The sequence below is a fragment of the Halarchaeum salinum genome, assembly GCF_039520965.1.
Taxonomy (GTDB): Archaea; Halobacteriota; Halobacteria; order Halobacteriales; family Halobacteriaceae; genus Halarchaeum; species Halarchaeum salinum.
The window spans coordinates 1-13,206 of the sequence record NZ_BAAABL010000107.1; the positions used below are offsets into that span (position 1 = coordinate 1).

Consider the following 13,206-nt stretch of genomic DNA (forward strand, 5'->3'; position numbering starts at 1 on the left):
AGACAGCTACCGGTATTCCCGAGTTAAACTGGGAACGTAGCAACTTCGAAATACAACTCCATCACTCAGTTATGACAACCACACAGACTACAGAACGGACCTCCGATGACGAGACAGCGCACACATCTGCGCTAGAAACAGCACGCCGCCAACTCGATAATGCGGCGACGCATGTCGATCTCGACCGTGGGATTATCGAGCGCCTCAAACACCCGTCGAGAGTTGTCGAAGTTTCGATACCACTTGAACGCGACGACGGTGAGGTTGAGGTTTTCACCGGCTATCGCGCACAGCACGATGACGTTCGGGGACCCTACAAGGGCGGGCTCCGGTACCACCCAGACGTGACCGCGGAGGAGTGTATTGGACTGTCTATGTGGATGACCTGGAAATGCGCCGTCATGGATCTCCCATTTGGCGGGGGAAAAGGTGGTGTCGTCGTGAACCCTAAAGACCTCAGTGTCGACGAAAAGGAGCGTCTCACCCGCCGGTTTGCCGAAGAGATTCGGGATGAGGTTGGGGCAAAACAGGACATCCCAGCACCCGATATGGGAACCGACGCGAAAACGATGGCGTGGTTTATGGACGCCTACAGTATGCAACAGGGAGAGACAGTTTCGGGTGTTGTAACGGGGAAGCCGCCGATCGTCGGTGGAAGCTATGGTCGTGAAGAGGCACCCGGCCGAAGCGTCGCGATAATCGCCCGCGAGATGATGGCGTACTATGGAAAAAACATCGAGGAATCGACGGTTGCTGTTCAGGGGTACGGGAGTGTTGGTGCGAACGCTGCTCGGCTTCTCGATGAGTGGGGTGCAACAATCGTTGCTATTAGTGACGTGAACGGAGCGATCTACGATGACAACGGCCTCGACACCCAAACCGTTCCATCACATAAGGAAGATCCGGAAGGTGTTTTGAACCACGATGCCCCGGAGACGCTCACCAATATGGAGCTTTTGGAGCTGGATGTCGATGTCGTCATTCCAGCTGCAGTCGGGAATGTCATCACGACACGTAATGCCGACCAGATACAGGCAGATATTGTCGTCGAAGGATCGAATGGCCCGACTACTGCCGACGCAGACGATATCCTCGCCGACCGGGACGTCTGTGTTGTACCAGATATTCTTGCGAACGCCGGCGGCGTAACCGTGTCCTATTTCGAGTGGCTGCAGGACATCAACCACCGCCAGTGGTCCAGGGAGCGTGTCGTTAACGAACTGGAGTCGGAGATGGTCTCTGCGTGGGATAGCGTCAAAGCCGAAGTCGAAGAATCCTCCCTTCGGTGGCGAGAAGCAGCGTACGTAGTTGCGCTTAAACGGATCGGGGCGGCGATAGAGGCGCGTGGTCTGTGGCCCTGATTTTCCACTACGAACTTCAGCAGAGATCAATATTCTCAATATGAAAAATAGATTCGATACAGTGGAGCTGTGACAAATACGCTGAAGAACCTATGAACAGATTGAATTACTGGAAATGTTATTAATGTAAATAGATTCCAAACTAAGGGCTGATTGACATCGACAGTTGTAGCTGTGACCAAATTTAGCCAAGTGCGATGCAGCCGCTACTGTTTGGTTCGCCGTCTTAGTCATACTGTTTGGCGCATCGGAGGTTGCCTCATGTCCAACCTCACAGTTGCTACTGACCCGAGTTCTGCTACGCCAGATGGGATACTTCGCCCGGTTCCTCGACGTCGTCAAACTCGCCGCGCTCCACAGGTTCCCAGTCCTCACCCGGCTCTGGACTCCACCAGTCGACCTGGTAGGCGCCCGGTGCGCCAAAAACCCTCACTCTTGCCGACCCATCAGGCAGGTCGCGACGTAGCTTCTCGTCGACGTGGAGGTTCCAGGTCGTGGTAGAATCGAAGCAGGCGAGCACGGCCTCCTCGTTGCTGCGTGTTTCTCGGGATTCCTGAAGTTTGACCTGGGTGTTGCAGTTCTTGCAGAACACCCCCTCGAAGGGGATGTGAGTGAAGACCTCCTGCCCGCAGACGGGACACCAGAGGAACTCGAACAGTGCCTCACTGTGTCGGTCAAGTACTTCGAGGGTCATTGTTGGGCCGACCCGGTTCGACCGGGTCACTCTCTCCGCCCCGGCGGAAAAGCACCCTGTGTGCGCACGTTCTCAGCGTTCAGGCCCGTAGACGATGCGCGAGGGGGCTTCGTACCCACAGTCCGGACAGTCGTACCAGCGCTGTACCTTCGCTCCATCAGCTGTCTTCTCACCGACGAGGACGTCGTCGTTCGGACACTCCGGACAGTTCAGTTCGGGCGCTGGCCGCTCCCGAAGCGCATCCCGGAACGTTGTTACCTCCTTCGTCTCGAAGCCTCGCGACCAGATTGGGTAGCCGTCGACGAGGATCGCCCCGCGCCACTTGTACCGGTATGAGTCCGGTGCCCGGTGTAGAACGGCTCGCGCTCCAGTCTCGGTGTTCCGATACGCGAGTGTTGGTGTACGACTCTCCCGGGACCAGTTGGTGATCCGTGGCATTGTCAGTCAGAAGTGGACATCGGCAGGAACGATCCAGAGCGTCTGGCTGTCCTCGTCTTCCTCGAGGACTCGGTCGAGCTGATCGCGGTGGCGAATCCCCATCGCGTGCTGGTCGTACATCGGGATTGATGGTCCCTCGTAGGCCCCGACCTGATGGAACGCGTGTCGGGCGAGGTCCTCGTCGCGCATGATCGCCTCGTCGCTGAGTTCGTCGAGCGCCTCCTTCACGCGGTCGAGATTTCGCTGAAACTCTTCCTTGGTGGCCTTCCAGGCCCGGTCGAGGAGCTCGCCACCCTCCTCTGAATTGATGGGTGCTGCCGTCGGCAGGTCTCCCCAGCGGGCCTTCCCGGCGACCGTCGTGTCGTCTTCGTCGAAGGTGCGGTAGTAGTCAAACACGGCACAGCCGTGGGGATTCGCCCCAACGAGACGGTCGAAGACCGCTTTCCCTTCGACCAGGGCGTCGTGCTGTGTCGGTGCTTCGACTAAGGCGTAGATGACCATATGCATCTTCGTTCACCTCGGAGCGCCGACTCACCGGGCTCTGCTCGGTGCTGTCTGCTTGGTGCGCCGGCACCCCTCGCCGGCGCTCGAAAAACTCGCTTCGCGAAATCGTGTTCACGAATCGCCTGTCCGCTCGACGGTGATCGTCAGGTCGCCCGACTCGTAGTCGGCCTCGAAGTCGACGCTGAACGCGCCGGATTCGTAAGCGGCGTGGTAGGCACGGTGCCGTTCGAGCGATCCTGTCGCCTTGAAGTGGAAGAACGCAGCTGAGGTGTAGGGCTTGCTCTGGGTTTCGACCTGCGTCTCGACAGCGGCCGGGAGCGCGATTTGTGGTGTGTCCGTATCGATGCTCGCAGCGAACGCCTTCGCCTCCTGGACGGTGGCCTGCGAATGTGCGGGCGTCTCGCCTGTTAGCACGTTCACCGGTGTCTCCGTGTCGTCGGTGAACAGGACATCCTGGAAGGTGCGCGTCCCGAGGACTGCATCGGGACCTAACTCACAATCGTGGAATAGATCGTCGTTTGGTTTCTCGGGCATCAAATCACGAGCCTACGGTGGGGCTCAGTCCTTTCTGGCCCAGAAAAACCACTTTCTGATTCGACGCAGATCGACCTACAAGCGGCTGAGTGTCGCGTCCGGAGACGGTGTTTCACCGCTCGGGATGCGCAACTCTTGGCGCTTCCCGACCCACTCGCCGAGCTTCTGCTTGAGGTACTGGCGAGCCGTCGACTGGGTGAACACACCCTTATCGACCATATCGCCAACAACGTCTTTCAGCGCCTGGAACTGCCCTTGCAGGTGGCCGTCGCCGACCGGCTTGCTGTCGTGCCACCGGACGGTCGCAAGCGCGCCGTTCCCAACTGTCTCGCCGTGGTCGATCGTCTCCGAATCGTACTGAAGGCCGAACCACAACGTCCGATAGGCGGTCACCTCGAAGGTCGGCGACACAACGTAGAACGCCTCGTGATGGAGGTAGTCGAGATGGTCCGTGATGATCTCCTCGAGTGTGAGTCCGGTGGCACGGGGCTTCGGCTCGACGACCGTCGACGGGCGGTCTTCACCGGCGAGGTAGCCGTCGACGGCATCTGCCTCGAGGCCATCGGCCAGTTCCGCCAGCAGCTGTTTCGCCCACTTCGAGTCGGTGTCGTCGCCACCGAACGGCGACTCAGCCGAGATTCGGTGTTTGAGCTTGAGATTCGCTGCACCCCAATGAGAGTAGTGGAGCGTGTACTGTCCGTCAGTTCGTTCGTACGCAACGAGTGCGCGGTGGCCCATTGAACAATCACCTCGGAGGACGACCCACGACTGGATCGCCCCGCACCCCTCCCGGGGGACGAACAACGCTACTCGTCGATCAGGCCGGGGGAACTGAGGTCCGCGTACAGCACCTCACCGTCGCGGATGATGTACCGTTTGGCCAGCACGGGAAAGCGGCACTTGGTAAATCCGGCTGTCTGGATGTCGAATTCTTCGTCCGGTTCGAGATATTCTGCGAGCGACCGGAGGAACTCGTGGGTGACGATGCCACCGTCGTAGTCAGGAAGCCCGTTCTCACGAGCCTCGTACACGTCGAAGCTGTCGTAGCCCCAGATGATCAGTTCGCCGTCGTCGTCCACCTCCCAGTTGAGCGTCCCGAAGCAGTGGTTCTCACAGAGCTCGCGGACTGCCTGTGGGTCTGTTACGAGCGCGCCGGCCGATGTCGTCGCGGCTTGGAGTGTTGCCATGGGTTGTTCTCGGGAGCGTTCTCGCGCCCCCGCACCCCTTCAGGGGGTAAACAACTGCTCAGGCTGTGGCGGCCACAGGACGTCGCGTTGCCGACACCTTATGTTGTCAGGGATCACCTCGGACGTCGCCGTCCTCTGTCGCATCCGGTCGGGTGAGGTGTTCTGCCTGCTCCAGAAGCGTCGTTGCTGTGCTGATCCGCTCTCGGTCGGCGGGCTCCAATTGCTCGCCGTCGATACTGGTGAGGTTGTTGAGCGCGCGGTGCAGCCGGTAGCCGGGTGTGTCTCGTGGGTCCATATGTGCGCCTCCGCCGATTCTCGGCGTCGAAAAACACCGGTGGGCAGTCAGCAGGGTAGTCCGAGGGTGGTCGCAAGCTGGCTTCTGTTAACCAACAAACCAGAGCCGAGATCAGAATTGTTGGTTAATCCACCACCGTCTTTACTGACTGGTTTCGGGTTCGGGCCCGTAGCGGGGCGTCCCGCACCGCTGACAGCCCCACAGTGGCTGCCCGGTCCAGTCGTTGTCGGGCACGGATTCGAACTCACGAAACCGATGTTCGGTCTCCCGACCGCACTCCCTGCACTCGAGATGGGTTCTGTTCGGTCGCTCGTGTCGTGAGCATTCGCTACTGGTCTCTGCGCCGGATTGCTGGAGCGCAATCGCTGGCACCAGCCAGAGGTCATCGTCTGCTCGCTTACGAAGGCTTGCAAGACGAGCTTCGGTGCGATCCCCGCTCCCGGTTTCGTCGTAGAGGAACGTCGCGTATTCGTCGTTCTGACGCGACGGTGTCGTCTCTGTCCATGATGTCCGCTCACTTGCGGCCGCGAGTACCTGCTCACCACATTCAGACGCGACCCGTACCGCCGAGGGGAGCGAGGGCCACTGGTCGGCGAGCTGTGGAGCCGGTTCCCCGTCGAGATCGTAGATCAGCTTGCAGTCATCGACTACTGGGTCACCATCTGCCTTCGCGAGGAGCGTGGCCGCAGCAGATCCCTTTGCCACGGCGCTGTAGAATGTCGACGCCTCGACGAGCACCTGGACGACGTGGAGGAGTGTCCGTTCGGCATTCGATGTGTCCTGGTCGTCGGCTCCTTCGAGATGGTTCGTGAGACAGAACCGGCACTTCGGCTGGCCAGCGGGGATCGACGCTCCGCAGGAATCGCACTCGGTCTCATCTGCTGTCGGGCCGTCTGGATAGTCCGTGTCGACGCCACTAGAGCGTTGCCGCCGGGGCTCGCCACTACTACTGGCGAGTTGATCGTCGGGAACGTGGGTCGCTTCGCCGAGCGGTCGGAGGGCTTCGTAGTCGGCGTACTGGTCGGTCATAGAGTGATCTGGCCGTATCATGCTTCGTCTTCGGGTTTAAACAATGGCTCTCACATCAATCAGCCTACAGACATACAACCGAAAATCAGCAGTGTGGGCGTTAGACAGCCAGTTCGTCCAGCGCGTCGCGGTGGGTCCGCACGGTGACCACCGAGACGTTCGCAACGTCAGCGACGTCCGACTGGGTGAGCCACCGCCCGTCTTCGCGACCGGCCTTGTACAGACAGGCTGCGGCGAACCCGGAAGGTCGAACGCCCGTGGTTGCCCCGGTCGATTCGGATGCTTCCGCCAACTGCCGAGCCCGCTGCCGGATTTGATCGGAGACGTTGAGCTCCGATGCCAATCGCGGGACGAACGCACTGGGCGTCACGGGCTGGGCCGGCAGTCCAAGCTCCGTGTTTAGCGTCGTGTACGCGTTCGTCACCCGTGATTGCTCGACGCGCGCCGACTCGGTGATGTCGTCGAGCGTTCGCGGCCGCCCGTTACACCGACACGCGCCGTAGACACTCGCGGCGGCCATCGCCTCGATCGACCGGCCCTGCAGGAGGTCCTCGTTCTGGGCACTCCGGAAGAGCTGGCAGGCCTGGTCACGGATCGTCTCGGATAGTTCGAGCGTACTACTGATCCGGCGGACTTCACTAAGCCCGTGTGCGAGGTTGCGTTCGGCTTTCGACTGAAACCGCCCACGGGTCTGTTCACGCCGCATCCGGAACAGCCGGCGTCGCTTCTGTCCCGAGAGTTCGTTCCCGTTCGCATCGGTCCCGCGACCGATCTCCGTCGACAACCCCCGATCGTGCCGCGCCGCCGTCAACGGAGCGCCCGTGCGCTCCCGTTCGTCGTCGTCGAACCCTCGCCACTCTGGCCCGTGGTCGATCCGCTGCTCGTCGATGACGAGCCCACACTCCTCGCAGACGGTTTCGACTGCATTAGTGGTGACCCGACCGTCGCATTCGGGACACTGATTCAACTCCGCGTCGGTCTGGACGTCTTCGTCGAACGTCGTCTCATAGATGTTTCTCGTTGCCATGGTACGCACGAGGGGACTCACGCGGATCGCGTCTCTCGGAACGCCCCTCACCCATCGAGGGGCACATACACATCACACGGGACGGCGCTGCCACCGATGGGCTGCGGTGGCGAAAGCCCGGCCGCGCAACGGCGCACAGCGCCGTGAGCAGCCCGGACCGTGGAGGTGGTGGGAGGTGGCGGTGACGCGTACACACCAGCAAAAAAGGGGCGCGTCGCCCCGGCTATTCCCACCAGCGGCCGCGCTCTGGGAATTCGATACGCGACCACCCGGTCAGCGCGATTGAGCACCGACCTTCGTACCAGTTCTTCGCAGCCGCCCGGAACCGCACTGTCTGACCTTCACGCACCACTGTCTGCCCGGATTTCTCCCAGCAGGTGAACTTGATTTTCCCGCTGTCATCCGCTATCAGCCCGACTTGTTGAATCGCGCTACTACTGGGAGACCAGAGTTCGATTACCTGGCCTTCAACGGTCACCTCACCGACCGCGATATCCGGCACATCCGCAATGGGCACGACTGCTCCCGGCGTTGCCTTCAGTTCGTCTACCAGCTCTAACACCGCCTTCGTTATGTCTTGACCGCGCTGCACCCGCTCGGCCAACTGCTTCGCGACGACCGCTCTCACCCAGCCGCCCTGCACTTCGTCGCTGATCCGCATCGCCTGCGTGTTCACCTCCGCGAGTTCCTCTTGCGTCAGCTCCTCCCGGGGATCCGTGTACTCCTTCGATTTCGGCTCGTCACGGCCACACAGTTCGCTGACGACCTCCCGCGTGCGCTCCTCGCGACCGTCCTGCGTTCCTAGCTCGGCCTGGGCACTGATGCGTTCCAGTTCGGCTTCCCGCGCCTGAATGCGCTCCTCCTGTTCGAGGGTGACGCCGTGAATTCGGTCCTCGCTCGTGTCCGCGATTCCGTCCGGGTGATTCGCATCCACTTTTGCCTGCGTTTCCTCTTCGACCGTCGCCTCGAACTCCGGCGTCTCGTCGACGATCGGGAAGCCGTCTTCATCGACTGCCTGCTTGTCCGCTTGTTCGAACGCCTGTTCATCGACCGAAACAACCTTGCGACTCGAGTTTGTACTAGACATTGGAACTTACCTGTTCCTGAAGGCGCTCACGCGTCCGACACCGCGATGCTGCTACATCGCGGATTTCTCTACGACGACAACGGCCAATAGACTCGTCTGCGCGCTCTCGCTCGCGCCTTCGCGAGCGCCCTCTTGGGCGCGAGCGAGAGCGCGCCCGAGGCGGCCAACCATCCAGCCGCGCGCGCCGACCCGCCCGGAGCGAGCGGCCAGCGCATTCCCCGTTCGCCGCGACGCAACCACTGTCCGTCGCGGTCGGCGGAGCCGAGGTCCGGAGGACCCGGACGGGTGAAGCGCTGGCGTCGAGACCATATTCATTTTAGCCCGGAACGGGCGCGGGCGGTGCAGAGAGCGCCCGCATGCCCGGAATGGTCGGTCGCGAGCGACGCGGAGGGCGGCAGCGGCGAGCGGGGCGAGCCGTTACGAATCACCTGTTCATCCACTCTCGACGCTCTGTGCTCCAGCCACTACCTGGTGGACTCAGAAAGGGCGAGGCCGCTTCGGTCGTCCCCCGACTCCGCAAGCACCGAGGGACGAGGCGCGCAGCGTGGGGCGTGGGATGCCGAGCGGCCGAGGGCTTTCGAGAAGCGCACGGCTGTCGTTGCCGGACTACCAGTAACCGGTAGACGGGCTCGCCCGGAAGCGGACTACTCGAGCAGGTCCTCGACGAACCGGAAGCCATTCACATACGTCACCGAGTCGCCGTACCCCTCGCTTGCGAGGACTGCTTCAGCCTCTTCTCCAGCGAGCGAATCCGTCGTGTAGATGTACGCGTGGTCTGCAGCCCCCCTCGACAAACGCATGGGCAGCGACGCCTGCCAGCGCCGGAACGGCACGCTCAATTTCGTCGGCCGGCCGATCATCCGCGTTCGCAATGTATCGCTGGACGCCATCCATCATCCGCGACACCAGTCCCAGCGAGTAGTCCAGCGGCGCTGCCACACGCGTCCATCCCGCCTCGATCGCCGTGTCGATCGGCGGAGTGTCGACACCGTCCACCTCAGCGGTCAACTCGTCGTATACCCGCTCGGGGAGGACGAATGTGATGTCGTTCCGGCGGGCGAACGTACGGACGGCCAGATACCGCCGGTTCGACGGTTGGCCCATCGCGACGAACAGGCTGGTATCCACGATATGGATAGCGGTCACGCGTCGTCGACGACGTCCTCGTCGGCATCTTCGATATCCGCGCCCGACGCGCCCGACGTCTCGATGTCGAAGTGCTCGAGGACGACGGGCCGGAGTGCCTGCAGAATGATCTCGGCGGCGAGCGACGAGATGTCGAGGTCCTGGGCCATCAGGCGGTGGGTGATCTCGCCCCGTTCGCGGTCGACAGCATAGGTGAGCGCCGTCGCCAACCCGGCGATTCCGTGCCGGTCGATGTACGTATCGATGTCGTCGTCGGTCGCCCGCCGGCCGACGGCGTCGATGAGTGCCGGCGTGATCGTGTACTCACGGTCGCCAGCGGCCGTTGTCACGGTTAAGTCGATCTCCCGCGCAACGTACCGCCGGGGCTGTTCCTCGCTGGTTGCCTCGATGACGCCGGCGTCGACGAGCCGGTTGACGTAGCTGTAGGCGGTTCCCTGGGCGAGTTCGAGGTCGTCCATCACGTCCTGGACGGTCGCCTCGCCCTCCCGAGTGAGGTATGCGTACAGCTGGGCGAGCTGTGGCTCCTCGAGGAGGTCCGCGACCGAGAGGAAGTCCTGGACGATGTCGCCGTCGGCACGATTTGAAGTGCGTGACACGATTCGGTCTTGATTACAGTTTACAGCGAAACAGTAAAGAGTGTTTGGGTCACTCTGCCGGCGTCGCGACCAGATGCTCCTCGAGATCGCGCGTCCAGTACGTCGCGAGCCCGCCCGGACTACAGCGGGCGCACAGCTGCAACGGGCCTTCGAGATGCCCCAGTTCGACCCGGAACCGGGTGAGCGCCGCGAGCGTGTCGACGACTAGCCCACAGCCGTCACAGGCGACGTGATCGCGCTCGTCGGGATCCGGCTCCGCCTGAATCGCGCAGTCGACGCAGATCGGGTGGGTGACCCGCTCGTCCTGTCCCCAGGTGTGGGCCTCGCCAGACTCGGTGCCGGGCGGGGCGTCGCAGAACGCACAGCCGACGAGCGTTCGCTGCATCACTCTTCCTCCGCATCGGCGTCGCGGCCGGCCGTCCAGCCACGGTGGAAGATGGCCAGCTGCGTCGATGAGTCGAATGCGGCGCCGCTCAGCTCGTGAACCAGAACGTGGTCCTCGGGAACCGGAGTGACGACGTCCGCGTCGACGAGGTCGTTGACCAGGTTCTGGGCAGTCGCGTCGTCGATGTCCGCCGTGTCGACGCTGGTGGCGTCGCGGTCCTGGGCGAGCTGTTCCTTCTCGAACCGTTCGTAGTCGGCACTCGTGTCGTTGTGCGGATCGGGACCAGCCATAATGGGTCACGCAGCGCACACTGTCGCGCGCTGCACGCCTCTTGGCGCAGATAAAACAGTCAGGAGTGACAGCGTCAGTCCGGTCGCGGGTCGCGATAGCCGATGACGGCGACGTCGTCGATGAACAGGACGCCCTTCATGAAGTCCAGCTTGGTCAGACTGTGCTGGTACAGGTTATGCCGACCCAGGTAGTTTACTGGCACCACCAGACAGCCGAACTCGATCTTTGGCCGACCGTCCTTCTGGGTGCGGTACCCCTTCTGGAACTTGAGGAGGTCGTCGCTGACGTTCTTCCGCTCGCTCTTCTCAACCTCGATAGCGATGCGGCCGTCGGCGTCGTAGAGATCGACGCTGTAGTTAAAGCCCTGATGCGCCCAGAGCTTACAGTTCGGGTTGTAGCCGCCGGCGGCGTCCCCTTCGTACTCGTACTGCGAGAGCCCGTCGGCGATCGCGGCATCGAATCCGCCGACCTCTGTGTGCTTCGTCGACCCGTCGAAGACGCTTGCTGGGACGGCCTCGACGGCCGACCGAATCGACGCCAGCGCATCGTCGGGAAACGCCTCGGACGAGGTTTGGGTGCGGCGCGCGCTCAGTTTGGTGACCTCCTCGACGACGACCATACTCGCTCTCGACGAACAGTGCCCCGATAAAACCCGTCGCGACTGCCGTTCGAGCGGACCGGCCGCCAGGATGCACTCACTCGAGGAGTCGGGCGGTGGGTGGGGGCGAGGGAGTGGATCCAGCCCCAGAGTTAACCAACACTGTGTCGATATCGGTTCGGAATGTTGGTTAAGCCTAACCGCTACGGCGTTCGGAGCTCTCGAACTGGCTTCACGACGAAGGTGTCTGGCTCGCTGGCTACTCCCTTACTTGACCGCTCCGCCGACGTCGTCGCCGGCGACGTACTGCGTCCGCGTCGACCACCCGACCTGCCGGGAGATGAGGACGGCGCTCACGGCCTCGTGCGAAAGTTCGACGAGCGCGCCGACCGACGCGTGATCCCGGTCGGAACCGTTACTTCGGGGTTTCTCCACGGGCCCTCATCGTCAGGGTTGTTCCTGCGGACTCACGGTTTTGGCTGCGCGCGCAGCGACCCTGTGGAGCGAGCACGGAGCGGAGGGTGGGGCGGCGGGGTCTGGGTCTGGTCCGGCAGACAAAAAGAAAGAGACCGCGGGTCGCCTTACTCCCACCAGGCCTCGCGCTCGGGGAAGAGCATGGTGCTCCAGCCGGTGACAGCGATCGAGACGCGGCCTTGGTACCAGCTCGTGCTTGCACCGCGAATCTGCACGCGCTCGCCTTCCTCAACGATCTTCGGATTCGACCGCACCCAGCTGGTGAATTTCGTCTTTCCGCTCTCGTCCTCGATCAGTCCGACTTGTGCGATAGCTGGATTGTCGGCGTCCCACAGTTGCACGACTGTGCCCTCAACGCTCACCTCGCCACGATCGACGTCCCCAACGCGATTGATGGGGATGATCTGTCCGGGTGCGGCCTCAAGTTCGTCTTTCACGTCGAGGACGGCACTGGGGATGTCCGCGCCGTCGCGCACCGCCTGGGCGAGCCGCCGGCTGATCGCCGCCCGCGACCACCCATCGAGCTCGCCCGCCAACCTGGAGGCTTGCTCGTTCACCGTCCCGAGTTCCGCTTGAGAGAGCACCTCCCGGCCATCTCGGTCCGGACTACACGACCGATCCACGCTGGCCGCCCGCCGCTCGAACTCCCTGCTCCACGCCGCGCTCCGCTCGCTCGCGACGTCGCGCGCCCGCCGTGCACGGCCCTCCTGCTCGCCCAACTCTGCTTGAGCGCTGATCCGCTCGAGCTCCGCTTCGCGTGCCTTGATGCGTTCTTCCTGTGCGAGCGTCACACCGGGAATCCGCTCCTGACTCGCGTCCGCGATCCCGTCCGGGTGGTTCGCGTCGACCTTCGCCTGCGTCTCCTCCTGGACTGTGGCCTGGAACGCCGGCGTCTCCGCCACCACCGTGAAGCCATCTTCGTCGACCGTCTCGCGCTCGCCGTCGCCAAACTGTTCAGCCACCGAAACAACCTTCTGACTCGCGTTGTTACTGGACATTGCAGTTTTCCTGAAGGCGCTCACGCGCCGACTCGCCGCGATGCTACTACATCGCGGCATTCCTCACACGACCCGACAGTGACGTCTCTGCGCTCTCGCTCGCGCCTTCGCCTCGCCCCCATAGTGATCAACGAAACTTCTGGGTGAACTGGGATGAGGACTCAGTCGAAGAACGGATCTCTACCTTATCTCTGGCACGTGGAGTACCCAAAACTTCTGTGAACTACTACGGGGGCGAGCGAGAGCGCTCGACACAGCGGCACGTATCCAGCCGCGCGCGGCGACCCGCCGGGAGCGAGCGACCAGCGCATTCCCCGTTCGCCGCGACGCAACCCCGTCCGTCGCGGGCGGCCTAGCCGCGGTCCCCCGGACCCGAACGGGTGAAGCGCTGGCGTCGAGACCATATTCATTTTAGCCCGGAACGGGTGCGGGCGGTGCGGAGAGCGCCCGCACGCCCGGACTGGTCGGTCGCGAGCGACGCGAACGGTGAACACCGTGAACCGTGAGCAGGCGACCGGCGGCACGCGCCGAGCGCGGCGAACCGTCGCGTCACACCGGTCAA

At 62.7% G+C, this 13,206-nt stretch carries 16 protein-coding genes and 2 pseudogenes; 1 reads left to right on the top strand and 17 read right to left on the bottom strand.

Annotation, left to right across the window (positions count from 1 at the left end; all coding sequences use genetic code 11):
- Window positions 1-71: 71 nt before the first annotated feature.
- On the top strand, window positions 72-1,361 hold the full coding sequence (gene gdhB / locus ABDZ36_RS14750) for a glutamate dehydrogenase GdhB (RefSeq protein ID WP_211313513.1): 1,290 nt from the start codon (window positions 72-74) through the stop codon (window positions 1,359-1,361).
- 298 nt (window positions 1,362-1,659) lie between these two features.
- Here the strand turns inward: gdhB and ABDZ36_RS14755 are convergent, their stop codons facing one another.
- The 17 genes and pseudogenes from ABDZ36_RS14755 to ABDZ36_RS14835 all read right to left on the bottom strand — a co-directional run bounded on the left by ABDZ36_RS14755 (window position 1,660) and on the right by ABDZ36_RS14835 (window position 12,644).
- Window positions 1,660-2,055: a DUF7567 family protein gene (locus ABDZ36_RS14755; protein ID WP_211313514.1), complete on the bottom strand. Its 396-nt coding sequence runs from the start codon at window positions 2,053-2,055 to the stop codon at window positions 1,660-1,662.
- Window positions 2,056-2,127: 72 nt separating this feature from the next.
- The gene (locus ABDZ36_RS14760; protein ID WP_211313515.1) at window positions 2,128-2,493 is read right to left on the bottom strand and encodes a DUF7568 family protein; all 366 of its coding nucleotides are present in this window, start codon (window positions 2,491-2,493) and stop codon (window positions 2,128-2,130) included.
- Window positions 2,494-2,499: 6 nt separating this feature from the next.
- On the bottom strand, window positions 2,500-3,000 hold the full coding sequence (locus ABDZ36_RS14765) for a DUF7995 family protein (protein ID WP_211313516.1): 501 nt from the start codon (window positions 2,998-3,000) through the stop codon (window positions 2,500-2,502).
- A 108-nt stretch (window positions 3,001-3,108) separates the two neighbouring features.
- A complete protein-coding gene (locus ABDZ36_RS14770) occupies window positions 3,109-3,531 on the bottom strand; it encodes a DUF8025 family protein (protein WP_211313517.1) in 423 nt (140 codons plus the stop codon).
- A gap of 75 nt (window positions 3,532-3,606) precedes the next feature.
- The gene (locus tag ABDZ36_RS14775) at window positions 3,607-4,269 is read right to left on the bottom strand and encodes a DUF6735 family protein (RefSeq protein ID WP_211313518.1); all 663 of its coding nucleotides are present in this window, start codon (window positions 4,267-4,269) and stop codon (window positions 3,607-3,609) included.
- Window positions 4,270-4,337: 68 nt separating this feature from the next.
- Complete coding sequence (locus tag ABDZ36_RS14780) at window positions 4,338-4,718, bottom strand: hypothetical protein (protein ID WP_211313519.1); 381 nt, start codon at window positions 4,716-4,718, stop codon at window positions 4,338-4,340.
- A gap of 106 nt (window positions 4,719-4,824) precedes the next feature.
- Entirely contained in the window at window positions 4,825-5,013 is a 189-nt protein-coding gene (locus ABDZ36_RS14785; protein ID WP_211313520.1) for a DUF8012 family protein, read from the bottom strand.
- A gap of 141 nt (window positions 5,014-5,154) precedes the next feature.
- On the bottom strand, window positions 5,155-6,042 hold the full coding sequence (locus ABDZ36_RS14790; protein WP_211313521.1) for a biosurfactant protein 1: 888 nt from the start codon (window positions 6,040-6,042) through the stop codon (window positions 5,155-5,157).
- Window positions 6,043-6,142: 100 nt separating this feature from the next.
- A complete protein-coding gene (locus tag ABDZ36_RS14795; RefSeq protein ID WP_211313522.1) occupies window positions 6,143-7,069 on the bottom strand; it encodes a transcription initiation factor IIB in 927 nt (308 codons plus the stop codon).
- A gap of 223 nt (window positions 7,070-7,292) precedes the next feature.
- A complete protein-coding gene (locus ABDZ36_RS14800) occupies window positions 7,293-8,156 on the bottom strand; it encodes a DNA-binding protein (RefSeq protein ID WP_211313523.1) in 864 nt (287 codons plus the stop codon).
- A 644-nt stretch (window positions 8,157-8,800) separates the two neighbouring features.
- Window positions 8,801-9,260, bottom strand: a pseudogene (locus ABDZ36_RS14805) (PIN domain-containing protein).
- 38 nt (window positions 9,261-9,298) lie between these two features.
- Window positions 9,299-9,898, bottom strand: coding sequence for a DUF7437 domain-containing protein (locus tag ABDZ36_RS14810; RefSeq protein WP_211313524.1), 600 nt, complete (start codon window positions 9,896-9,898; stop codon window positions 9,299-9,301).
- 49 nt (window positions 9,899-9,947) lie between these two features.
- The gene (locus ABDZ36_RS14815) at window positions 9,948-10,283 is read right to left on the bottom strand and encodes a DUF7558 family protein (protein ID WP_211313525.1); all 336 of its coding nucleotides are present in this window, start codon (window positions 10,281-10,283) and stop codon (window positions 9,948-9,950) included.
- Window positions 10,283-10,573, bottom strand: coding sequence for a DUF8069 family protein (locus ABDZ36_RS14820; RefSeq protein ID WP_211313526.1), 291 nt, complete (start codon window positions 10,571-10,573; stop codon window positions 10,283-10,285). The genes ABDZ36_RS14815 and ABDZ36_RS14820 overlap by 1 nt, the downstream gene beginning before the upstream one ends.
- A 74-nt stretch (window positions 10,574-10,647) precedes the next feature.
- A complete protein-coding gene (locus tag ABDZ36_RS14825) occupies window positions 10,648-11,193 on the bottom strand; it encodes a hypothetical protein (protein WP_211313527.1) in 546 nt (181 codons plus the stop codon).
- A gap of 182 nt (window positions 11,194-11,375) precedes the next feature.
- Window positions 11,376-11,624, bottom strand: a pseudogene (locus ABDZ36_RS14830) (DUF8030 family protein); the annotation flags it as partial.
- 129 nt (window positions 11,625-11,753) lie between these two features.
- Window positions 11,754-12,644 carry a DNA-binding protein gene (locus tag ABDZ36_RS14835; RefSeq protein ID WP_211313528.1) on the bottom strand — a complete coding sequence of 297 codons (891 nt, stop codon included), beginning with the start codon at window positions 12,642-12,644 and terminating at the stop codon, window positions 11,754-11,756.
- Window positions 12,645-13,206: the final 562 nt, after the last annotated feature.

What these genes read in the sequence shown, in the direction of transcription:
- ABDZ36_RS14790 (WP_211313521.1), bottom strand. Translation starts at nt 6,042, where the DNA reads ATGACCGACCAGTACGCCGACTACGAAGCCCTCCGACCGCTCGGCGAA.
- ABDZ36_RS14770 (WP_211313517.1), bottom strand. Translation starts at nt 3,531, where the DNA reads ATGCCCGAGAAACCAAACGACGATCTATTCCACGATTGTGAGTTAGGT.
- ABDZ36_RS14800 (WP_211313523.1), bottom strand. Translation starts at nt 8,156, where the DNA reads ATGTCTAGTACAAACTCGAGTCGCAAGGTTGTTTCGGTCGATGAACAG.
- ABDZ36_RS14755 (WP_211313514.1), bottom strand. Translation starts at nt 2,055, where the DNA reads ATGACCCTCGAAGTACTTGACCGACACAGTGAGGCACTGTTCGAGTTC.
- ABDZ36_RS14765 (WP_211313516.1), bottom strand. Translation starts at nt 3,000, where the DNA reads ATGCATATGGTCATCTACGCCTTAGTCGAAGCACCGACACAGCACGAC.
- ABDZ36_RS14795 (WP_211313522.1), bottom strand. Translation starts at nt 7,069, where the DNA reads ATGGCAACGAGAAACATCTATGAGACGACGTTCGACGAAGACGTCCAG.
- ABDZ36_RS14825 (WP_211313527.1), bottom strand. Translation starts at nt 11,193, where the DNA reads ATGGTCGTCGTCGAGGAGGTCACCAAACTGAGCGCGCGCCGCACCCAA.
- ABDZ36_RS14785 (WP_211313520.1), bottom strand. Translation starts at nt 5,013, where the DNA reads ATGGACCCACGAGACACACCCGGCTACCGGCTGCACCGCGCGCTCAAC.
- ABDZ36_RS14775 (WP_211313518.1), bottom strand. Translation starts at nt 4,269, where the DNA reads ATGGGCCACCGCGCACTCGTTGCGTACGAACGAACTGACGGACAGTAC.
- gdhB (WP_211313513.1), top strand. Translation starts at nt 72, where the DNA reads ATGACAACCACACAGACTACAGAACGGACCTCCGATGACGAGACAGCG.
- ABDZ36_RS14815 (WP_211313525.1), bottom strand. Translation starts at nt 10,283, where the DNA reads ATGCAGCGAACGCTCGTCGGCTGTGCGTTCTGCGACGCCCCGCCCGGC.
- ABDZ36_RS14780 (WP_211313519.1), bottom strand. Translation starts at nt 4,718, where the DNA reads ATGGCAACACTCCAAGCCGCGACGACATCGGCCGGCGCGCTCGTAACA.
- ABDZ36_RS14820 (WP_211313526.1), bottom strand. Translation starts at nt 10,573, where the DNA reads ATGGCTGGTCCCGATCCGCACAACGACACGAGTGCCGACTACGAACGG.
- ABDZ36_RS14835 (WP_211313528.1), bottom strand. Translation starts at nt 12,644, where the DNA reads ATGTCCAGTAACAACGCGAGTCAGAAGGTTGTTTCGGTGGCTGAACAG.
- ABDZ36_RS14760 (WP_211313515.1), bottom strand. Translation starts at nt 2,493, where the DNA reads ATGCCACGGATCACCAACTGGTCCCGGGAGAGTCGTACACCAACACTC.